Source organism: Roseibium sp. SCP14, from assembly GCF_040329475.1.
Lineage (GTDB): Bacteria > Pseudomonadota > Alphaproteobacteria > Rhizobiales > Stappiaceae > Roseibium.
This window is the reverse complement of sequence record NZ_JBDZYH010000005.1, coordinates 332,475-354,346: the sequence shown is the minus strand read 5'-3', so window position 1 is coordinate 354,346 and position 21,872 is coordinate 332,475. Positions and strand designations below refer to the sequence as shown.

At 57.0% G+C, this 21,872-nt stretch carries 17 protein-coding genes; 12 read left to right on the top strand and 5 right to left on the bottom strand.

What is annotated here, in order from left to right:
- The first annotated feature begins 185 nt into the window (after nt 1-185).
- The 8 genes from rimP to pnp all read left to right on the top strand — a co-directional run bounded on the left by rimP (nt 186) and on the right by pnp (nt 10,854).
- Nucleotides 186-779 (top strand): ribosome maturation factor RimP, encoded by a 594-nt coding sequence (gene rimP, locus ABLQ08_RS21760; protein ID WP_352946290.1) that lies wholly within the window; start codon nt 186-188, stop codon nt 777-779.
- A gap of 73 nt (nt 780-852) precedes the next feature.
- Entirely contained in the window at nt 853-2,511 is a 1,659-nt protein-coding gene (nusA, locus tag ABLQ08_RS21755; RefSeq protein ID WP_352946288.1) for a transcription termination factor NusA, read from the top strand.
- Nucleotides 2,512-2,650: 139 nt separating this feature from the next.
- Nucleotides 2,651-3,286 carry an RNA-binding protein gene (locus ABLQ08_RS21750; protein ID WP_352946285.1) on the top strand — a complete coding sequence of 212 codons (636 nt, stop codon included), beginning with the start codon at nt 2,651-2,653 and terminating at the stop codon, nt 3,284-3,286.
- Between the two features lie 29 nt (nt 3,287-3,315).
- Nucleotides 3,316-6,072: a translation initiation factor IF-2 gene (infB, locus tag ABLQ08_RS21745; RefSeq protein WP_352946284.1), complete on the top strand. Its 2,757-nt coding sequence runs from the start codon at nt 3,316-3,318 to the stop codon at nt 6,070-6,072.
- A 196-nt stretch (nt 6,073-6,268) separates the two neighbouring features.
- Nucleotides 6,269-6,688: a 30S ribosome-binding factor RbfA gene (rbfA, locus tag ABLQ08_RS21740; protein WP_352946282.1), complete on the top strand. Its 420-nt coding sequence runs from the start codon at nt 6,269-6,271 to the stop codon at nt 6,686-6,688.
- Between the two features lie 283 nt (nt 6,689-6,971).
- Nucleotides 6,972-7,922: a tRNA pseudouridine(55) synthase TruB gene (truB, locus tag ABLQ08_RS21735; protein ID WP_352946280.1), complete on the top strand. Its 951-nt coding sequence runs from the start codon at nt 6,972-6,974 to the stop codon at nt 7,920-7,922.
- A gap of 205 nt (nt 7,923-8,127) precedes the next feature.
- Nucleotides 8,128-8,397 (top strand): 30S ribosomal protein S15, encoded by a 270-nt coding sequence (rpsO, locus tag ABLQ08_RS21730; RefSeq protein ID WP_352946279.1) that lies wholly within the window; start codon nt 8,128-8,130, stop codon nt 8,395-8,397.
- 327 nt (nt 8,398-8,724) lie between these two features.
- The gene (gene pnp / locus ABLQ08_RS21725; RefSeq protein ID WP_352946277.1) at nt 8,725-10,854 is read left to right on the top strand and encodes a polyribonucleotide nucleotidyltransferase; all 2,130 of its coding nucleotides are present in this window, start codon (nt 8,725-8,727) and stop codon (nt 10,852-10,854) included.
- 106 nt (nt 10,855-10,960) lie between these two features.
- On the opposite strand, the gene ABLQ08_RS21720 is transcribed toward pnp, so the two are convergent.
- Complete coding sequence (locus tag ABLQ08_RS21720; RefSeq protein WP_352946275.1) at nt 10,961-13,717, bottom strand: EAL domain-containing protein; 2,757 nt, start codon at nt 13,715-13,717, stop codon at nt 10,961-10,963.
- Nucleotides 13,714-14,862, bottom strand: a complete 1,149-nt coding sequence (locus tag ABLQ08_RS21715) for a substrate-binding domain-containing protein (protein ID WP_352946273.1) — start codon at nt 14,860-14,862, stop codon at nt 13,714-13,716. The genes ABLQ08_RS21720 and ABLQ08_RS21715 overlap by 4 nt, the downstream gene beginning before the upstream one ends.
- A gap of 417 nt (nt 14,863-15,279) precedes the next feature.
- Here ABLQ08_RS21715 and dapB point away from each other — a divergent pair, with 417 nt between their 5' ends.
- Both dapB and ABLQ08_RS21705 read left to right on the top strand, forming a co-directional pair.
- Nucleotides 15,280-16,092 (top strand): 4-hydroxy-tetrahydrodipicolinate reductase, encoded by an 813-nt coding sequence (dapB, locus tag ABLQ08_RS21710; RefSeq protein ID WP_352946271.1) that lies wholly within the window; start codon nt 15,280-15,282, stop codon nt 16,090-16,092.
- Between the two features lie 30 nt (nt 16,093-16,122).
- The gene (locus ABLQ08_RS21705) at nt 16,123-16,743 is read left to right on the top strand and encodes a 2,3-bisphosphoglycerate-dependent phosphoglycerate mutase (RefSeq protein ID WP_352946269.1); all 621 of its coding nucleotides are present in this window, start codon (nt 16,123-16,125) and stop codon (nt 16,741-16,743) included.
- 66 nt (nt 16,744-16,809) lie between these two features.
- Here ABLQ08_RS21705 and ABLQ08_RS21700 read toward each other — a convergent pair whose 3' ends face one another.
- The 3 genes from ABLQ08_RS21700 to ABLQ08_RS21690 are packed head-to-tail and all read right to left on the bottom strand — an operon-like array spanning nt 16,810 to nt 19,505.
- Entirely contained in the window at nt 16,810-17,811 is a 1,002-nt protein-coding gene (locus ABLQ08_RS21700) for an adenosine kinase (protein ID WP_352946266.1), read from the bottom strand.
- Between the two features lie 32 nt (nt 17,812-17,843).
- Complete coding sequence (locus ABLQ08_RS21695) at nt 17,844-18,734, bottom strand: prephenate dehydratase (RefSeq protein ID WP_352946263.1); 891 nt, start codon at nt 18,732-18,734, stop codon at nt 17,844-17,846.
- 27 nt (nt 18,735-18,761) lie between these two features.
- The gene (locus ABLQ08_RS21690; protein ID WP_352946261.1) at nt 18,762-19,505 is read right to left on the bottom strand and encodes a 3-deoxy-manno-octulosonate cytidylyltransferase; all 744 of its coding nucleotides are present in this window, start codon (nt 19,503-19,505) and stop codon (nt 18,762-18,764) included.
- 187 nt (nt 19,506-19,692) lie between these two features.
- Between ABLQ08_RS21690 and ABLQ08_RS21685 the strand changes: the two genes are divergently transcribed.
- Together ABLQ08_RS21685 and ABLQ08_RS21680 are read left to right on the top strand one after the other, a co-directional pair.
- Nucleotides 19,693-20,244 carry a c-type cytochrome gene (locus ABLQ08_RS21685; RefSeq protein WP_352946258.1) on the top strand — a complete coding sequence of 184 codons (552 nt, stop codon included), beginning with the start codon at nt 19,693-19,695 and terminating at the stop codon, nt 20,242-20,244.
- Nucleotides 20,245-20,391: 147 nt separating this feature from the next.
- A complete protein-coding gene (locus ABLQ08_RS21680) occupies nt 20,392-21,828 on the top strand; it encodes a diguanylate cyclase (RefSeq protein WP_352946255.1) in 1,437 nt (478 codons plus the stop codon).
- The last annotated feature ends 44 nt before the right edge of the window (nt 21,829-21,872 follow it).

The following is a 21,872-nucleotide window of genomic DNA, read 5'->3' as shown; positions in this document are numbered from 1 at the left end:
CAGCCGGTGTTTCACCTCAAACGGCTTATCTGAGCACTTTGAGAGTGGGCCCAACGGGGACCCGCTCTTTTTTGCTTACACAGGGCCGGAAACTAACAAATTAAGCAGGATTGCCTTATGTAAATCGACAATCAGGCGCATCTGATAACGAAGGAACCGGCAACGGTTTTAGACAGGAGCCAAGTGTGAGCGCACACGAACCAAGAATTGTTACGGAACAAGGGTTGGACGCCCGAGTTGCAGCGATTGTGGAGCCGGTTATTGAGGACCTCGGCTTCCGTCTTGTGCGCACCAAGATCAGCGCGGCCAATGGTTGCACGCTGCAGATCATGGCCGAGCGCCCTGACGGTACGATGACGGTGGAAGACTGTGAAACAATCAGCCGCGCCGTCTCTCCTGCTCTTGATGTCGAAGACCCGATCAACCGGGCATATCATCTTGAAGTTTCTTCTCCTGGTATCGACCGCCCTCTGGTCCGCGAAGGCGATTTCAATCGTTGGGCCGGACATGAGCTGAAGGTAGAGATGACGGTCATGCTGGACGGTCGCAAGCGGTTCCGCGGAACCCTGCTTGGGGCGGAAGACGGAACCGCCCAAGTTCGTTTGCCGGATGCCCGCGAAGGTGAAGAAGACACTGTTTCCTTGCCCCTTGAAAATGTTGGCGAAGCGAAACTGGTGCTAACCGACGATTTGATTACCGCAGCTCTTCAGGCCGAAAAGGCGGCACTTGCCGCCCGCGGCCAGGATGAAGAACTGACACAGGACAACACGCCCAACTAAGCGACAGGCTTAGCGGCAAAAGAAACGCGCCAGACAAAAACAGGCTTGATCCTTGGCGCAAGAGGAGTGGAATATGGCAATCAGCGCGAACCGGTTGGAACTGCTGCAAATCGCTGATGCGGTAGCACGGGAAAAATCGATCGACCGGATGATCGTCATCAACGCGATGGAAGATGCGATCCAGAAGGCGGCCCGCTCCCGCTACGGCACGGAAACGGAAGTTCGTGCGGAGATCAATCCGAAAACCGGTGAGATCCGTCTGCAGCGCCTTTTGCAGGTGGTCGAGACTGTCGAGAACGTTTCGACCGAGATCGCACTGACCGACGCGCTGGCACGCAACCCGGAAGCAAGTCTTGGTGATTTCATTGCCGAACCACTTCCGCCGCTGGATTTTGGACGTATTGCAGCTCAGTCCGCCAAGCAGGTGATCGTGCAGAAAGTGCGCGAAGCAGAGCGTGATCGCCAGTATGATGAGTTCAAGGATCGTGTTGGTGAAGTCATCAACGGTGTTGTGAAACGTGCCGAATACGGCAACGTCATCGTCGACCTGGGTCGTGGTGAAGGTATTGTCCGCCGTGATGAGCTGATCCCGCGTGAAATTTTCCGGACCGGCGACCGTATCCGCGCCATCATCTATGATGTCCGCCGCGAGCAGCGCGGTCCGCAGATCTTCCTGTCGCGTACCCATCCGCAGTTCATGGCAAAACTGTTTGCCCAGGAAGTGCCGGAAATCTACGACGGCGTTATCGAGATCAAGTCCGTTGCCCGTGATCCGGGTTCCCGTGCAAAGATCGCTGTGATTTCCAAGGACAGCTCCATCGACCCCGTTGGTGCCTGTGTCGGTATGCGTGGTAGCCGCGTTCAGGCAGTTGTTGGTGAATTGCAAGGCGAGAAGATCGACATCATTCCCTGGAATGACGAACCTGCAACCTTCATCGTCAATGCGCTGCAACCGGCCGAGGTTGCCAAGGTTGTTCTCGATGAAGATGCGGAACGTATTGAAGTTGTCGTTCCCGATGACCAATTGTCACTGGCAATCGGTCGCCGGGGCCAGAACGTGCGCCTTGCGTCGCAACTGACCGGCTGGGCCATCGATATCATGACGGAGCAGGAAGAATCCGATCGCCGTCAGAAAGAATTCCAGGAACGCTCCCAGCTCTTCATGGAAGCGCTCAACGTGGACGAAATGGTCGGCCAGCTTCTGGCGACCGAAGGCTTTACCTCGGTTGAAGAAGTCGCTTATGTGGAGATTGAGGAAATCTCCGAAATCGAGGGCTTCGACGACGACACTGCAGTGGAAATCCAGGCGCGCGCAAGGGATTACCTGAGCGAGCTGGAAGCCAAACTCGATGAAGAACGCCAGGCGTTGGGCGTTTCGGAAGATCTTCGGTCGATTGATGGCCTGACAACGGCTATGCTGGTGGCTCTCGGCAAGGACGACATCAAGTCGATGGAAGACCTCGCTGGCTGTGCAGCAGATGATCTTGTCGGCTGGACCGAGCGCAAGGACGGCGAGACCAAGCGGTTTGAAGGCGCCCTGTCCAACTTTGATGTTTCCCGGGCCGATGCGGAAAACATGGTGATGGCTGCCCGCCTTGCTGCTGGCTGGATTACCGAAGAAGAACTCGCAGCACAGGCGGCCGAAGCTGAAGAAGCTGAGGAAGAAGCCGAAGAAGAAGAAATCGAAACCGTTGAAGAAGAAGCGCCAAGCGGCGTGATCCTGAACGGATAACGAAAAGAGGCGGAAGCCTCTGTCTTGAGCATCTTGTCGGCTGCAGATTGCGGCAAGTTGCTCTGAACTTGGAAATTTCGATCGACTTTTCTGTTTTTGTGTTTCGCACGAAGGCAGGTTGATCTAAGGGAGTGGCAGCGTGCCAAGGAAGAATGAACCAACCGAACGGCAATGCGCCGTCACCCGGGAGGTTCAACCCGTCAGCTCGCTGATCCGGTTTGTCCTTGATCCCGAGGGGCAGGTTGTTCCGGATCTGAAGCGGGTTCTTCCAGGTCGCGGTGTCTGGGTGACGGCCACGAATGATATTGTGGCGGTTGCCGAGAAGGACCGGAAGAAAGTCTTCGGCAGAGGGTTTAAAGGTGAAGCCCTTGTCGAACCCGGATTGGCAGATCGTGTCGATGCGATTATGGAACGCGCAGCGCTGCAAGCGCTCTCCATAACGCGCAAGGCCGGTGAGTTGGTAACCGGGTATGCAAAAGTTGAAGCGGCTCTGCGGCGGGATCCTGTCGCCGGGCTGATCCACGCCTCTGATGCTGCAGAAGACGGGGTGAGGAAGCTGGCGGCGGTGGCCGCGGGCAGAGAGGAACTGGCAAACGGGTGCCAAATCGTCCGTTTGTTCGATTCGGCTCAATTGGATTTGGCATTGGGCCGGTCAAATGTGATACATGCTGCACTGCTTGCGGGGCATGCGAGCGAAAATTTTCTGGCACGGGTACGTGACCTGGAGCATTTTCGCCGGTATTCCGTCGCAGGAGAAGAACAGAGCAACGCATAGCAGGGCGGTTGCGCAGGACTGAAGGCAATATGAGCGATACGAAAAATCCAGGCGACAAGACAATCAGCGTTGAGCGCGGCAAGACGCTTGGCCTCAAGCGTGGTGGTGGCGACCAGGGGACTGTTCGGCAGTCCTTCTCGCATGGCCGGTCAAAAGCCGTCGTCGTGGAAAAGAAGAAACGCCGTGTTGTAATTCCGGGGCAGGACCCGAAACCGGAAGCTCCCGCACCGACAACGCAGCGTCTTGAAAAGCCGGCTGAAGCGCCGCGCAAACCGCAACAGCCGGACCCGCAGGCAGCCAAACAGGCTCGCCGGTCCGCTTCCGGTCAGCGTCAGAAGGGCAACGGCAACGTGTTGCGCACTCTGACCAAGGAAGAGGCTGCTGCCCGCGCGGCTGCACTCGAGATGGCGAAGAAGCGCGAAGTCGAAGACCGCAAGCGCCGTGAAGAGGAAGAAAAGCGTCGCGTCGCAGAGGCCGCACAGCGCAAGGCTGAGGAAGAAGCACGGGCCAAGGCTGAGGCTGAAGAGCGCGCCAAGCGCGAAGCTGAAGAAGCCCGTCTTGCCGAAGAAAAGGCCAAGGAAGAAGCCGCCGCTGCCAAGGTCGCCGAAGCCGCAAAGCCTGCTGAGGAAGCACCTGCTGCCAAAACCGAGGCCCGCAAGCCTGCGAAAGCCGAGCCGAAAAAGCCGGGCACGCGCAGACCTGCCCATGCAGATGGTGGCAGACCGCCCAGCCTCGACGATATGGGCAAGCGGAAGGCACCGGCTGAAACCCGCGCGAAGCCGGATGCAAGACCGGCAGCTGACGAGGGCGATCGCAGCAACAAGGGTCTGCGCACGGTCAAGCGGCCGAAACAGGCCCCGACACCGACAACTCGCCCGCGTGGTGGTGAAGACCGTCGTCGCTCCAAGCTGACGATTTCCGCTGCTACCGGTGGTGACGACGGGCAGCGTGCACGTTCGCTCGCTTCCATGCGCCGCCGCCAGGAGAAGGCAAAACGCGGTCAGCAGCAGGTTGTTCGCGAGAAGATTTCGCGTGAAGTCACCTTGCCGGAAGCAATCACCATTCAGGAGCTCGCCAACCGTATGGCCGAGCGCGCTGTTGACGTGATCAAGCTGCTGATGAAGCAGGGCCAGATGCTCAAGATCAACGACGTGATCGACGCCGATACCGCCGAACTGATCGCCGAAGAAATGGGCCACACGGTCAAGCGTGTCTCCGAAGCAGACGTTGAAGAAGGTCTCTTCACCCAGGAAGACGACGCCTCCACCATGGAAGCACGTCCGCCGGTGGTGACCATTATGGGTCACGTTGACCACGGTAAAACGTCGCTTCTGGATGCGATCCGCAAGTCCAAGGTCGTTTCCGGTGAAGCCGGCGGCATCACCCAGCATATCGGTGCCTACCAGGTCGATCAGGATGGTCAGAAGATCACCTTCATCGATACCCCGGGTCACGCAGCGTTCTCGCAAATGCGTGCCCGTGGTGCCAAGTCGACCGACATCGTGATCCTGGTTGTGGCCGCTGACGATGGTGTCATGCCGCAGACCAAGGAAGCCATCGCGCACGCCAAGGCAGCGGATGCACCGATCATTGTCGCGATCAACAAGATCGACAAGCCGGGTGCCGATCCCAACCGTGTTCGTACCGAGCTTCTGAGCGAAGAACTCGTGACCGAATCCATGGGCGGCGACGTTATCGATGTTGAAGTTTCCGCTCTGAACGGAACCAATCTCGACAAGCTTCTGGAGATGATCCTTCTGCAGTCCGAGGTTCTGGAACTCCAGGCCAACCCGGACCGTACAGCGGAAGGTATCGTTATCGAAGCTCAGCTCGACCGAGGCCGTGGTCCGGTTGCAACTGTTCTGGTCCAGAAAGGTACGCTCAAGCCGGGCGACATCCTTGTCGCTGGTGCCGAGTGGGGCCGCGTCCGCGCCATGCTTGATGAAAATGGCAAGCAGGTGAAGGAAGCAGGCCCGGCCAAGCCGGTCGAGGTGCTGGGTTTCCAGGGAACGCCTGCTGCCGGTGATCTGGTTGCGGTTGTTGAAAACGAAGCCCGCGCCCGTGAAATCACCGAGTACCGCCAGCGCCAGATCCGTGAAAAGGCATCTGTGGTTGCTTCTGCGGCTCGCGGATCGCTCGAACAGATGATGATGAGCGCCCAGAAGAGCGGCAAGAAGGAGTTCCCGCTGGTTCTGAAAGCGGACGTACAGGGGTCGGCTGAAGCGATCGCCCATGCGTTGAACGAGCTCGGTAACGACGAAGTCGGCGCACGTATCCTTCTGTCAGGTGTTGGTGGTATCACCGAAAGCGACATCACGCTGGCGGCTGCTTCCAATGCACCGATCCTCGGGTTCAACGTCCGTGCCAACAAGCAGGCTCGTGAAGCGGCGTCCCGCGATGGTATCGAGATCCGCTACTACAACGTGATCTACGACCTCGTGGACGACATCAAGGCGGCCATGTCCGGCCTGCTGTCGCCGGAGCGCCGCGAAACCTTCCTCGGCAACGCGGAGATCAAGGAGATCTTCCACATTTCCAAGGTCGGCAAGGTGGCTGGCTGTCTGGTTACGGAAGGTGTTGTCGAACGTGGCGCCAACGTTCGCCTCATCCGCGACGATGTGGTCATCCACGAAGGCGAACTGGGCACGCTCAAGCGCTTCAAGGATGAAGTCAAGTCCGTTGAATCCGGTCAGGAATGCGGCATGAACTTCGTCAAGTATCAGGACATGCGTCCTGGAGACATCATCGAATGTTTCCGCGTCGAGCAGATCGCAAGAACGCTCTAAGCGCCGGAAGCAGGTTACGTCATCCCGGACCAGTGCGGCTTGAGCCGCGCGCCGATCCGGGATCCAGATATGAGGGCGCGCGAAAGCGCGCTCTTTTTCAATTGGACGCGCCGAGGGCGTGGCATATGCGCTAGATTCCGGATCAGCGGGCAGCGTTGCTGCACTTGTCCGGAATGACGGCGGATAGGATGACAAAATGGCTAGACAACACGGACAGGACAGCCGTGGACCCTCTCAACGCCAGCTTCGAGTTGGCGAAACGGTGCGCAAGGAGCTGTCCGACATTCTGACGCGCGGCAGGTTTTCCGATCCGGATCTGGATGGCGTAATCGTCACAATCCCCGAAGTGCGGATGACGCCTGACCTGCGTCTGGCAACCTGCCTGGTCATGCCGCTCGGTGGCGTGAACGCGGAAAAGGTTGAAAAGGCCCTCAATCGCAGCGCCAAATATTTGCGTGGTCAGATTTCCCGTCGCCTGACGATGAAGTACATGCCTGACCTCAGGTTTGTTCTCGACACCCGTTTCGACGACGACGATCGCATCGGCACATTGTTGCACTCTCCCGAAGTCTCCAGGGATCTGGATACAGACGACGAGGACCGGGACGAGAACTGAGTCCTAGGGCTTGGAACAAATTTCGTACATTCAAGTCACCCCATGGTTTGAACCACCGCTGCGTGGTTGATTTGTGACCGAACCGAACAGACCTTCAAATGATCTGCTGTTGTCATCCCTGCGAATGCAGGGATCCAGCAAGCACAAGGAGATGCGGCTCAAATTGACACCGGGGTTACTGGATCCCGGCCTTGCGCTTCACTCCAACCGGGATGACAGGCACTGAGAACTCTTAAGGTCTCTCGGAAAGATGCACCGCTGAAAGAACGCAAACGGACTTAAAATGGCGCGCCAGAAACAGTTCAAAAGAAAGAAAAACACCATCAACGGCTGGTTGGTGCTCGACAAACCTTACGGGATCACGTCGAACGAGGCCCTTGGCAAGATCAAGCGTATCTTCTCGCCGCAAAAGGTGGGTCACGCCGGCACGCTGGACCCGAGAGCCTCCGGTCTGTTGCCGGTGGCTTTTGGCGAGGCCACCAAAACCGTTCCGTTCGTGATGGACGGTCGCAAGGTTTACCGGTTCGAGGTCACCTGGGGCACAGAAACCAACACGGACGACACCGAAGGCGAAGTTATCGCGACGTCGGATGTCCGTCCGTCTGTAGACACGATCACTACCGTGCTGGGAGAGTTCGTCGGAACCATCATGCAGGTGCCGCCGAAATTTTCCGCAATCAAGGTTGCCGGTGAACGGGCCTATGATCTGGCAAGGGATGGTGAAGAGGTCGTGTTGGAAGCCCGACCGATCGATGTACATCGTCTGGATCTGGTGGATTGCCCGGACGAAAACCGGGCCGTCTTCGAGGCTGAATGCGGTAAAGGCACTTATGTGCGTGCCCTGGCGCGTGACCTGGGCCGCCGTCTGGGAACCTGCGGTCATGTCACCGAACTGCGTCGCCTGTTGGTCGGTCCGTTTGGGGAAGAGGACATGATCGGCCTGGACGAGATCCTGGAATCTGCCGAAAGGCTGGATGAAGGCCAGCGGATCGATGACCTGGTGGAAGAATTTGTTCTGCCTGTGCGCGAAGCCATGGACGAGCTGGTGGAGGTTCCGGTGTCCCTTGATGATGCAGCCAAGATCCGAAAGGGCATGGCAGTCCTTCTGCGAGGCCGGGACGCACCGTTGAACACGGAAGTCGCCTTTGCCAGCCATGCCAGCGTGCCGGTTGCCATCGGCTCAATCGACAAGGGCCGTTTCCAGCCGAGCCGGGTGTTTCATCTTCAAGTTTGAGCGCGAAGACGAGTGTAAAGAAACCACTGGCTTTTTCCCCCGTTTTCTGCCATATACCGCCGCCATTGGGCATTTCAGTCCAATTCGTCCGGAAGGATCCTTTGCTGAACGACATCTCGGCTCTGGAGACATTCGGATCAGGCCGGGTTTCCGGCATGTCAACGCGCCAGGTTAACTGGCCACCACTCTTTGAAAGGAAAGAGCGATGTCGATTACTGCAGAGCGCAAAGCTGAGCTCATCAAAGAATTCGCGACCAAAGACGGCGACACCGGTTCTCCGGAAGTTCAGGTTGCGATCCTCACTGAGCGGATCAACAACCTGACTGAACACTTCAAGGGTCACGGCAAGGACAACCACTCCCGCCGCGGTCTTCTGAAGATGGTTGCGCAGCGCCGGTCCCTTCTGGACTACACGCGCGGCAAAAGCGAAGAGCGTTACAAGTCGCTGATCGAGCGTCTTGGTATCCGCCGCTAAGTTCGGTGAAAAGATTACGCGGTGGGTGACTTGCCCGCCGCGTTTTTTCTAGAGCATCTTTCAGCTGCGGCAACGATCCGGTTCGGATCAGCGGTCTGTTGGTGCTCTTGAGTGTTTCAATATGCAAAGGAACACTCTATAGAAGCCTCGTGACATGTCATGGGGCAGGATTGCCGGCTGCTTTCTTTCAAGGTCTTGAAAGCAGCTCGTTGTCTTGCCCGTGACCTGTCAGCCGGTAACCGGCCCATCCGGGGCCGACCGGGAATGTGTTCGTCCCAAGAGGCTGTACCGAAAGCAGCGGGACGCACAAAGCTGTAAGGAATGATGATGTTTGATATTCATCGTGTAGAAGTCGAGTGGGGCGGACGTCCGCTCGTCCTCGAAACGGGCAAGGTTGCCCGCCAGGCCGACGGTGCCGTGATGGCAACCTACGGCGAAACCAAGGTTCTGGCGACTGTCGTTTCCGCCAAGGAACCGAAGCCGGGCCAGGATTTCTTCCCGCTCACCGTGAACTACCAGGAAAAGGCGTTTGCCGCCGGTAAGATCCCGGGTGGCTACTTCAAGCGTGAAGGCCGTCCGTCCGAGCATGAGACCCTGACGTCCCGTCTGATCGACCGTCCGATCCGCCCGCTGTTCGCAGACGGCTACAAGAACGACACCCAGGTGGTGATCACCGTCCTGTCTCACGACATGGAAAATGCTCCGGACATCCTGGCCATGGTTGCAGCTTCCGCTGCCCTGACCCTTTCCGGCGTTCCGTTCATGGGCCCGATCGGCGGCGCGCGTGTTGGTTATATCGACGGCGAATACGTCCTGAACCCGATGGTTGACGACATGCCGGAATCCGCTCTGGATCTGGTTGTTGCAGGCACCAGTGACGCTGTTCTCATGGTGGAATCTGAAGCCAAGGAACTGGACGAAGACACCATGCTCGGCGCGGTGATGTTCGGCCACAAGGGTTTCCAGACGGTCATCGATGCAATCATCAAGCTGGCGGAAACCGCTGCCAAGGAACCGCGCGAACTGTCCATCCCGGATCATTCCGCGCTGTTCGAGCAGGTCAAGTCTCTTGCTGCCGGCGAGCTGACCGAAGCCTACAAGATCACCTCCAAGACCGATCGCAAAAACGCGGTTGACGCTGCCAAGGCGAAGGTCGTGGAAGCGTTGATCACCAACGCTGCCGAAGGCGAAGCACCTGAAGCAACCGTTCTCGGCGAGCAGTTCAAAAAGCTGGAAGCCGAAATCGTTCGCGGTGCGATCCTCGACACGGGTCATCGTATCGATGGGCGTGACCTGTCCACCGTCCGCGCGATTTCTTCCGAAGTCGGCATCCTGCCGCGCGCGCACGGTTCTTCCCTGTTCACCCGTGGTGAAACCCAGGGCCTGGTTGTCGCGACCCTCGGCACCGGTGAAGACGAGCAGTTCATCGACCTGCTGGAAGGCACCGTGAAATCTCACTTCATGCTGCACTACAACTTCCCGCCGTATTCCGTCGGTGAAACCGGCCGCATGGGCTCCCCGGGACGCCGTGAAATCGGTCACGGCAAACTGGCTTGGCGCGCAATCAACCCGATGCTGCCGCAGCACCACGAGTTCCCGTACACGCTGCGTGTGGTTTCCGAAATCACCGAATCCAACGGTTCGTCTTCCATGGCAACTGTCTGCGGCACTTCGCTGTCGCTGATGGATGCCGGTGTGCCGCTGAAGGCTCCGGTTGCCGGTATCGCCATGGGTCTGATCAAGGAAGGCGATCGCTTCGCGGTTCTCTCCGATATCCTTGGCGATGAAGATCACCTCGGCGATATGGACTTCAAGGTTGCCGGTTCCGAAAACGGCATTACTGCTCTGCAGATGGACATCAAGATCGACGGTATCACCGAAGAGATCATGAAAGTCGCTCTGGGTCAGGCGAAAGACGGCCGTATTCACATTCTCGGCGAAATGGCCAAGGCAATCACCGAAGCCCGCTCCGAGCTTGGTGAGCACGCACCGCGCATCGAAATGATGAAGATCCCGGTCGACAAGATCCGTGAAGTCATCGGTTCGGGCGGTAAGGTCATCCGTGAAATCGTCGAAAAGACCGGCGCCAAGGTCAACATCGAAGACGATGGCACCGTCAAGATCGCATCCTCCGACGGCAAGGCGATCAAGGCTGCCGTCAACTGGATCAACTCCATTGCCGCTGAGCCGGAAGTTGGCGTGATCTACGAAGGTACCGTCGTGAAATGCGTCGACTTCGGCGCGTTCGTCAACTTCTTCGGTGCCAAGGACGGTCTGGTTCACATTTCCCAGCTGGCTCCGAAAAAGGTCGGCAAGGTCACCGATGTGGTCAAGGAAGGCGACAAGGTCTGGGTCAAGCTCATGGGCTTCGACGAGCGCGGCAAGGTACGCCTGTCCATGAAAGTCGTTGATCAGGAAACCGGTCAGGAAATTCCGAAAGACACTGCCGCCGAATAAGCGGCTGTCGGATTGATCTGAAGACGCGCGGGGATGCACAATCCTCGCGCGTTTTCTTTTTTGCGGTGATCAATGAAGGGCGGGGCCTTACCCGGCCACGATCGTATCAACCGGCCTTCTTGGCCAGGCTGTCCGCAAAGGGTTTGTGTGCGAGGAACTCGTAGAAATCCTGTGCCGGCATCGGTTTGCCGAGATAGAACCCCTGGATGAGCCTGCAACCCAGTTCTGCGAGAATTTCGCATTGCTCGCGGGTTTCGGCCCCTTCGCACACCACCTCGATATCCAGCTTGCCGGCCATCGAGATGATGGCCTCGACAAGGGCGTGGTCGTCGGGGTCGCTTTCAAGGTCCATGATGAAGGATCGGTCGATCTTGAGAATATCGATCGGCAGGCGCTTGAGATAACTCAGCGACGAGTATCCGGTTCCGAAGTCATCGAGTGATATTTTGACGCCCAGGCTCTTGATCGCGTTCAGCAGCGCGACCGGATTGATCCGGCTGTCATCGAACATGACGCTTTCGGTCATCTCCAGGCGCAGATTGACAGGATCCATGCCGCAGTCTTCAAGGATGGATTTGATGGAACCGACGAAACCGTCTTCGCGGCACTGGCGCGGCGAAATATTGACGCCGATGCTGCCGATATCGAGACCGCGGGAAATGCACGAGGCATGGAATTCGCAGGCCTTCTGCAATACCTGCTTGCCGAGTGAGACGATCAGCCCGGAATCCTCTGCAATCGGAATGAACTCCGCAGGAGAGATCGTGCCCAATTCCCGGTCGTGCCACCGCGCCAGGGCTTCGCAGCCGGAGATCGTACCGGAGGCATAGTCGATGATCGGTTGGTAATGCACTTCCAGCTCGCCCAGCTCCAGAGCCTTTCTGAGTGCGGATTCGATCTGGAGCGTGCGTGCCGTGCGCTCATTCATTTGCCTGGAGAAGAAACGGAAACGATTTCCACCATCCGCCTTGGATTGATACATCGCCGCATCCGCCTGCCGCATCAAGCCGTCCGGCCCCTTGCCGTCATACGGATAAACGGTGATGCCGATACTTGCTGTCAGGAAAAAATCCTTGCCGTCTTCGATGTCGATTTTCTTGCTGACTGCGTCGAGAACGGCCTGAGCCTTGTGCTCGATTTCCCACTCGTCTTCGCAGTCGGGCAATATGATCGCGAACTCATCGCCACCGAGACGTGATACGGTCTGGTTCCATTCTGCAACCGCTTCAATCCTGGCGCCCAGCACCTTGAGAATTTCGTCTCCGAAACCGTGTCCGAACGTGTCGTTGATCGCTTTGAAGCGGTCCATGTCAACCATCATCAGAGCGGCCATGCTTCCGCTTCTCTTGGCCTGTGCGATGGCCTGCTTCAGCCGGTCCAGGAACAGGTTGCGGTTCGGCAGGTTGGTCAGCAGATCATAGTTGGACTGGAGCTCGATCAGCTTTTCCTGTTCCTTTCGCTCCGAAATATCCAGAAGTGTCACATAGATTGCCGGAGTGTCGTCCCAGTCTGTCACCCGTACATGCTGCTCGAGCCAAACGTAGTCGCCGGCTTTGGTCACGCCCTGAATTTCGTAGACCGTCGGAGCGACCTCTCCCTCGCTTCTGAGCTTGTGGTAATTTCTGACACGCTCTCGCTCAAATGGCGCGTAAATAGACCAGATCGTTTCCCCGACGAGTTCTTCCGGATGATCCACCGGGTAGCGAAGCATCTCCAGCAGCGCACGGTTTGCATAAACGATCGTGCCATTCTTGTGCACGATCACCCCTTGCAGTGAACCGTCGATCAATTCCCTGAACTGCGCATTGGTGTTGTGAACGGATTCGAACGCCTCCTGGAAAAGCGATCCCAGCTGATTGTACTCTGCTATGCGTCCAGCCTGATACTCCTCGATGTTGCCCCGGTTGCGGCGTGCCGTCGCGTAGCGAACGAGAGCGGATAGCGCCGGGGCTGTGAACAGGTTGAGGATCAGTGCCGCAGCCAGAGAAGCGAGAGCGACGTAAAGGAGGAACGGAACAAAGTACTCCTCATAAGTGCTCTGGATGTTGTTGATGATATCGCTGGGTTCTTCGGCGTAGACATATATCGGGTGATCGCTCTCATCACTGTAAAGAACCGACTTTGTAAACAGCCGGGCACCCTCGAGATGATGGTTCTTCTCGGAGAGGAAACCCTGTGCAGTGGCAAATTTCTCTTCGTCGGAAATATCTCCGATGCTCGCGAGATTTTCTTTTTCGTGGACGATGGCAACATTGTCGACGCCGAGGATACCGGCGAGCGAGTCGAGCAGGGTGAAGGAATCGTTGAGAACACTGCCGCCAACGAGTTTCGCGATGACCCGTCCATTGTCCGGATCGATGATCGGAATCGCAATGACTGCGATCAGCGTAACCGGTTCGGTATGCGCAGTGTCATAAATGCGCCAGACGTCCGGCGGCATGGTTCTCAGCAGCCTGCCCGGCAAAACGGCTGCAACATCGACCAGAGCCAGGCTCGCGTTCAGCCAGCCGAGTTGGTGTTCGTGGTCCAGTATCAGGATATCCGGCTGGGGGCCGGTTGAATTTTGGCCCAGACGTTCCAGCAGACGGGTCGCCTCCCGTCCGTCATAATCCTTGATCGCATCGATCAGGTCCTGATCGACGGAAGCGGTTCGCAGCTGGTTTTCAAGTTGTTCTAGATGGGTTTCGAAAACGAGCCCGGCGAGCGCCTCATCCCGTTGCGCCTGGCGTTCAATTTCCAGTTCGGCAAGAGCCAGACTGCCGAGATAAGTTATCCCGAACAAGGCGATAGCCGTAACCATCAGGCCCACGAAGAAGAGACCCAAAACAATCCGGCTGTATTTTACGCCCCTGGCTGTTTTCATTTTGAGTATCGAAATGCCCGTGCCTTGAGTTCGTCAATACGCTCAATCGAATCACTTGAAGTCACGAGCTCGAAGCTGCCGGAGTATACCACAGGCACTTCGTCTTGCCGTCCTGCTTGATCAAGCGCTATGGCTTCTGCCATCGCAACACCATTGTCGTCATTCATCCGCATGACCGTGACATCGAGTTTGCCGGCGGCAACGGCCTCGAGCTCGGCACTTCCGCCGCCCCAGCCGTTCGTCACAACTTGTGTTCCCTCAGGCCGTTCCTGAATTGCGTCCAGCGCACCGAGCGCGATGTCGGTCGAACAGGCGTAGATAAACGCCAGATCCGGATTGTCCGCCAGGATGCGGGTTGCCGCTTCGCGTGACTTTTCGCGGTCATAACCGACGTAATAGGAAGCTTTCAGGTTCAGGACTTCAGGGTCGGAATAGGCCTGCAGAAACGTGTTGCCGCGAGCCCGGCTCACATAGCCGCGGGGGCCATAAAGAATTGCGAACGGTTTCTGGTGCCCGAACCTGTTTCGATAATAGTCGATGAGCAGATTCGTTCCCGCGACATGATCGAAGCCGACATAGAGGAACGGCTGCTTGTCTCTCCAGGACTTAACCGGCGTCGTGATGTTCTGAAGGATGACTTTCGGACGGGACCGGGCGATCAGACGCTGGACGATCGCCTTGTGCCTGAGGGCATCCAAGGTAAATACCAGGTAATCGGGATCTTCCTTCAAGGCCGCCGTGATCAAGCTTGCCTGATTGCCGACAAAGGAGGACGAGCCGGAAAAATACGGCACGATTTCATATGCGACATCAAGGCTCTTCAGCCTGGCTTCGAAGGAAATGACGCTTCGGCGCCAGTAATCGGATGTCTGGCTTCCAGGATAGATGACCGCAATCCGAACGGTCTTGCCTGAATTGGGAAGCGCAACAGCGTCGTTTGAGACTCGTCTGGCAAAAGTCTCCGCGTTCATTTGCTGCTTGGGGTGTTTGCGCGTGAATTCCTCAAGGGTCCAGAACTCGTCCAGGGTTCCGGATGGGGTGTCGGCAGTTGCGGTCAAGCCATGCAAACAGAAAGAAACCAGGATTGAAAGGAACCCGGCCAGAAGCCGGAAGATTTTCACCGTGGATCGAACTGTTGCTGTCATGCGTACTTTCTACGTTTGATCTTTCGCGCCCAGGGTGTGCATTTCGATAAATGCACCCCTTGAATGCAAATATTAATGGTTTATTTGCAAGTCATTGACCCTTCATCAGATCAGTTTCACTGCCGGAAATTAAAAAAAGCCAAAGGAATTTCTATTCGGACAAGTAATGGAAAAGAAATTGTAAATTCCGGATTGGTCTCAGGCATGAAGCCTTTTGGTGATCTGTTCGGAGTTTCGAAAGTTCCTCTCCTCGAGAAAGGGCCGATCGGTGGGCGCTTGTCGGGCAAAGAAGAGGAAAACTTGGAGAGCGGATTGAGCCTTATCTGCTCCTTCGCGGAGTGTTTTCGCTGATCAGCCGTTTGCCTCCCATCGTGAAACTGCTATACCCGCGAGCGAAAATCGAACGAGAGGATGAACATGGCTCAAATGCGCTTGGTAGTCGTTGGTGCGGGCGGCAGAATGGGCCGGGCGCTGACACGCGCCGTGACCGAAACCTCAGGCGCGGAAGTTGTCGCAGCGGTTGAGCGGGAAGGTTCAGAGTTCCTCGGCCAGGATGCTGGAGAGCTTGCTGGTGCCGGCTCCTTGAACGTTCCTATAACCGATGACCCATTGACGGCATTCGCGAAGGCCGACGGCGTTCTTGATTTCACCGCTCCCAAGGCAAGCCTGTGGTTTGCGGAACTGGCGGCACAGGCCCGCATCGTGCATGTGATCGGAACGACCGGTTGGGCAGAAGGCGAAGATGAACCGCTCAAGGCTGCGGCCCGGCATGCGCGTATCGTCAAGTCGGGCAACATGAGCCTCGGTGTGAACCTGCTTGCCAGCCTTGTCCGCAAGGCGGCGGCAGCTCTCGATACGGATTTCGACATCGAAGTCCTTGAGATGCATCACAAGCACAAAGTCGACGCTCCCTCCGGAACGGCTCTGCTTCTTGGAGAAGCCGCCGCCGAAGGGCGGGGCATTGATCTCGCCTCCCACTCTGTTCGCTCCAGGGACGGGATCATGGATCCCAGAAAGACCGGTGACATCGGGTTCGCCACGCTGCGGGGCGGATCGGTGATCGGCGAACATTCCGTCATTTTTGCCGGCGAGGGTGAACGGATCGAGTTGACCCACCGCGCCGAAGACCGGCAATTGTTCGCCCGTGGGGCGGTCAAGGCGGCTTTGTGGGGCTTCCATCAGAAGCCCGGCTTTTATTCGATGGCCGATGTCCTCGGCCTGGATGACTGAATTTCCGTTTATTGTTCAAGGGAGAATGGCATGGATCGCCTTCTTGTGCTCGTCCGTCACGGTCAGAGCGACTGGAATCTGAAGAACCTGTTCACCGGCTGGAAAGATCCCGGTCTCACGGAACAGGGTGTGGCTGAAGCGCATCAGGCAGGTGAACAGCTCCGGGACTTGAAGCTGACATTCGATCTGGCCTTTACCTCCGATCTGTCACGGGCACAAAAGACCCTCGACATCATTCTGGAGGAACTTGGTCAGACCGGGCTGGAAACCATCAAGGACCAGGCGCTCAATGAGCGGGACTATGGCGATCTGACCGGTATGAACAAGGACGAGGCGCGCGAGAAGTTCGGCGAAGAGCAGGTTCACATCTGGCGCCGGTCCTACGATGTTCCACCTCCGGGTGGTGAAAGCCTCAAGATGACCTCGGAGCGCGTCTTGCCGTACTACAAGGCCGAGATCCTCCCGAAAGTCCTGTCCGGAAAGCGCACCATTGTTGCCGCTCACGGCAATTCACTGCGCTCTCTGATCATGGAACTTGAAGATCTGACCCCGGAACAGATCCTGAAACGCGAACTTGGAACCGGTACGCCGATTATCTATCGTCTCGATGAAAACGGCGGTGTCGTAAGTGTTCAGGACCTGGCGGACTAGGCCTGAACGGCATTGATGTTCTTGGAAAAGCAAAGGGCGGTTGATGCAACCGCCCTTTTTGTTTGATCAGACATCAAAACCGCTCTGGGCGGCGATGTTCTTGAGAGGACGCTCCGGTCGGGCGCCGACATGGCTGATCACATTGGCTGCACACAGGCACCCCAGCTCGGCGGCATCCTCAAGCTTGTAGTCGCGCGCCAACCCGAACAGGAAGCCGGAGGCGAACAGGTCGCCGGCGCCGGTCAGGTCGACGACATTTTCGACATTCTGCGCTGAAACCTTGACGGTTTTTTCAGGGCTGATCGCCATGGCACCTTCAGAGCCAAGGGTCAGCGCGGTTAGCGCGCCCGATTCCTTTGCCGCGGCAATAGCCGTGTCGATGTCGCCGGTCTGATAAAGAGCTTTCAGCTCGTGTTCATTAGCAAACAGCAGATCCACAACCTGGTCGGAGATAAGCGACAGAAACTCGCTGCGGTAACGGTCGACGCAGAAGGAATCGGAGAGGGTCAGGGCGACCTTGCGTCCGTTAAGGTGAGCAACCTCGGCAGCCTTCAGGAAAGCTTTCTTGGCTTCTTCAGGATCCCACAGGTAGCCTTCCATGTAGGTGACTGCGGATGCGGCGACGACGTCTTCATCAACATCGCCGGGACCGAATTCGGTGCACGCGCCAAGGTAGGTGTTCATGGTGCGCTCGCCGTCCGGCGTGATCAGGATCATCGAGCGGGCCGTCGGCTTCCATTCACGCAGCCGCGGCGTGTTGAAATAGACACCGGTGCCGTTCATGTCATGGGAATAGCTGTCGCCAAGCTCGTCTTCCGCCACCTTGCCGAAATAGGCCGGCGTGCCACCGAGCGAGGCGATCCCGGCAGCAGTATTGCCAGCGCTGCCGCCGGAAACACGAACGGTCTGACCCATCTTTTCAAACAGTCGAACGGCTTCTTCCGTATCGATCAGGCGCATGGAGCCCTTGATCAGGTTTTCCTGGAGCAGGAAATCTTCCTCGACATGCGCAAACACGTCGCAAATGGCGTTGCCGATGCAAAGCGCATCAAATCTGGTTTCTGTCATGTGGTCCTCTGATATCGCCGCCTGATGCAGCGTTAGGAATTTGGATTGGGTCTGAGCGCGCGGTTGGCTTCCGGTTCCTTGATCTTTTCCCGGAACGGGCTTGCGCGGTAAACGCCGAGCAAATTCAGCTCAGCGCAGAAAAACGCCAGTTCTTCCATCGCGAGAGCAACAGCCGGATCCTCCGGGTGTCCCTCGACATCTGCATAGAACATGGACGCGAAGAACTGACCTTCCAGCTGGTAGGATTCCAGCTTCGTCATGTTGACGCCGTTCGTCGCAAATCCGCCAAGCGCCTTGTAGAGCGCTGCCGGGACGTTGCGGACGCGGAAAATGAAAGTGGTGATGACCGGTTGTCCGTTATGGGCGGCTTCCAGCTTTTCGCGGGACAGGATTACGAAACGGGTCGTGTTGTGCGCCTCGTCTTCCACATCGCGGCGCAGAATGTCCAGGCCGTAGATTTCGGCGGCCATTTCAGGAGCGAGGGCTCCGATGGTCGGGTCATTCCATTCCGCAATCTGACGCGCGGAACCTGCGGTATCGCCACCGACAACAGCGGTCAGACCCAATTCGCGGATGACATTGCGGCACTGTCCAAGCGCATGAATGTGGCTCTGGACTTTCTTGAGCCCTTCGATGCCTGCACCCTTCGGCGCCATGAGCTGGAAGCGGATCGGCATGAAATACTCGCCGATGATATGAAGGCCCGACTTCGGCAACAGGTTGTGAATGTCGGCAACCCGCCCGGCGACCGAATTCTCAATCGGGATCATTGCAAGATCCGCGCTGCCATCTGCCATCGCCGAGAAGCAATCTTCAAAGGTCGCGCAGGGAATGGCCTCGTAATCGGGATAAACACTCCGGCAGGCCATATGGGAATTCGCCCCGGTCTCGCCCTGGAAAACAATTCTTTTGCTGTCTGTCATGGTCTTTCAGCCTCGAAGGCATCTGGTTCAGGTGTTTTGATAAGCTGCCCGGGCACGCTCCAGGTCCTCAGGCGTATTCACATCCATGGGTGCGCTGTCAATGATCGATACGTCAATCCGCATTCCGGCTTCAAGAGCACGCAATTGTTCAAGCTTCTCTCTCGTTTCGAGCGGAGAGGGTGGAAGTTCGACGAATTTGGCCAGTGCGGCACGGCGATAGGCGTAGATGCCGATATGATGAAGCAGCGGCCCATCGCCGCTGGGAGCGGTGGCACGGGTAAAATAGAGAGCCCGGTGATGACCGTGGCCATTCGGTGTTGTTACCGCTTTTACGAAATTGGGATTGTCCCGGAACTGAGGGTCCAGTTCCGTCATGATCGTGCCGATTGAGACTTCCGGGATGCTCAGGGGCGCAAATGCTGCGCGAATCGCTTCCGGAGCAATCAGAGGGACATCGCCCTGCACATTCAGGATCACGTCGTGCTGACCGTCCGGGTCAACAAGGCTTGCCGCTTCCTGGATTCGATCGGAACCGGAAGCATGGTCAGGACGGGTCATGACCGCCTTGGCACCGAAGTCGGTAACGGCATCGGCAACATCCTGGTCATCACACGCGACCACGACCGGGCCGATATCCGCGTTCTGTGCCTGTTCGATAACCCGCACAATCATTGGCTTTCCGCAAATATCGGCGAGAGGTTTGCGGGGCAGGCGTGTCGCCGCCATGCGCGCCGGAATAATGACGAGTGCAGAAGTCAATCGGGTCTCCATTTCAGCCGGACAGAGCGGCTAATGTGTGAAAAATAGCAGCCGCGTCCGTTTGTCGTATCACTTGTCCTTTTAAAGCTATGGACAGCAAGGTCAAAAAATTTGTAGGTTCCGGCAAATTTCGAAAAGCTGATAGGGTTCGTGACCGATGTTGCGGGCCCGGACGCGTATGAGCTTGGAGCCGGAGAGAATGGATTCCTTCACACTGAACAAGGCCGCAGGGGCGGTCCTGATGGTGCTTATTCTGACTATGGGTGTTGGAATTGTGTCCGACATCATTTTCAAACCGACGATCCCTGGTCAGCCGGGTTACGAGATCGTCCTTGAATCCGCACCGGATTCAACGTCAGAGGTCGCGGCGGTTCCGGAAGTCGAGCCGATCTCCGAGCGTCTTATCGCAGCCGCATCCACCAAGGGCGAAAGTGTCGCCAAGAAATGTACGGCATGCCACACCTTTGAAGAAGGTGGCGCGAACAAGGTCGGCCCTGCGCTTTGGGACATTGTCGGCCGTAAGCCGGGCGGCCTGGACGGTTTCCGTTATTCTTCCGCAATGACTGCGTTTGGTGAAGAAAACCCGGAATGGACCTACGAAGAGCTGGATCACTTCCTGGCCGCTCCGAAGAAGTACATCAACGGCACGTCCATGGGCTTCGCCGGGCTGCGTAAGCCGGAAGATCGCGCGGACATGATTGCATATCTCCGCGAAATGTCCGGTTCTCCGAAGCCGTTGCCTTCCGAATAATACAAGAAATCGATCCGAGCTGATCGATCACAAGAGAACCCATGAAGCCGGGCCTTTGGTCCGGCTTCATCTGTTTAAACGTTATGAAAAATTAACAGGTTTAACGTTACGTAGGGTTGAATCCAGGTTGTAGTCGGACAGGGCCATATGGGCATTCATCTGACAAAAGGCTTATTTTACAGGTCGAACGGGACGTTGTCCGCTTCTGCCGTTGCCTTCGTTTGCTTCCTGTCGGGAATAGCAATCACTTTGTATGTGGCCAATCTTGTCCGCAGCGAAATGATCTCTCAGCAAAAGCGCGAAGCCGTCGCGGGACTATCCGAAGCGCGCGGTCGCCTGGAGGGTGAAATCAGCCGCACCGTGGCACATGGCCTTGGGATCCGTGCCTATGTTGCGCAATTCGATGACGAATTGTTCGACATGGCGGATTATCAGGAAATCGCCGCCGACCTCATCGAGGAAAACCCGTCGATACGCTCAATCGGACTGGCTCCGAACAATATCCTGCGTGCTGTCTACCCCTTCGAGGCGAACCACAAGGCAATCGGTCTGAACTACCGTTTGAACAGCGCGCAATGGCCGGCCATCAGGCAATCCATGTTGACCCGGGAAGTCGTGATCGCCGGGCCATTGGAACTGGTGCAGGGCGGTAGAGCACTGTTGATCAGGATTCCGGTGTTTCCGGCAGCCTTTCCCGGTCAGAAGATGCAAGAGCGCTCTTACTGGGGTATTGCAACGCTTGTCCTTGACGAGGAAAGCGTGATGGCGGCCGCGGGCCTCATGAACGTCATCAACGGCGTTCAGGTCGCAATAATCGACAACAATGCGGAGGATGCCGCCGAAAACAGGATTTTCGGTGACGCGTCGATCAAGGGCAAGGACTTTGTCTCCCTTCCGCTTCATTTGCCGGGAGGATTGAGGTGGGAACTGCTCGGGTTTCCTGAAAACGGCTGGTCGGGAGCCGGAAGCAAGGTCTGGATCACGAAGCTGGTCGGAAGTTTGATTTCCCTGGCGTTTGCCACCATGGCTTTTCTCCTGGTCAGTGAAATTTTCAAGGTCAGGTCAATGGCCTTGCATGACCCGTTGACCGGTCTGGCAAATCGCCGCCTGCTTGCGGATCGCATGCAGCAACTGGCGTCCATGAGTGAGCGTTCAGGGGATGGTTTCGACATTTTTTATGTGGATCTCGATGCCTTCAAGGCCGTGAACGACAACTTTGGCCATTCGGTTGGCGACCAGCTTTTGATCGAAGTCGGACGAAGGCTTCAGAACCAGGTGCGCCGGTCTGACACGGTTGCGCGGGTCGGAGGAGATGAGTTCATCGTCCTGACACCGGGAAATATGCGCCGCGAGGAAAAGAGAGCATTTCTGACGCGTCTGTCTGAAAATGTGGCAAAGCTGTTTGAGTATTCTGACATCACGATTGATGTGAAGGCCAGTATCGGAATGGCCAGTTATCCTGCAGACGCCGCGGACGCGGAAGACTTGCTCAAGGTCGCGGATGGACGCATGTACGCCCGAAAGGCCCGAAACAGGCAAAAAACCAATGACATTATGGGGAAAGGCGTTCCCCAGGCAGGTTAAATTTCTGTCATCTCTGCAACCAGTTGATGACGTTTGGCCAGCTG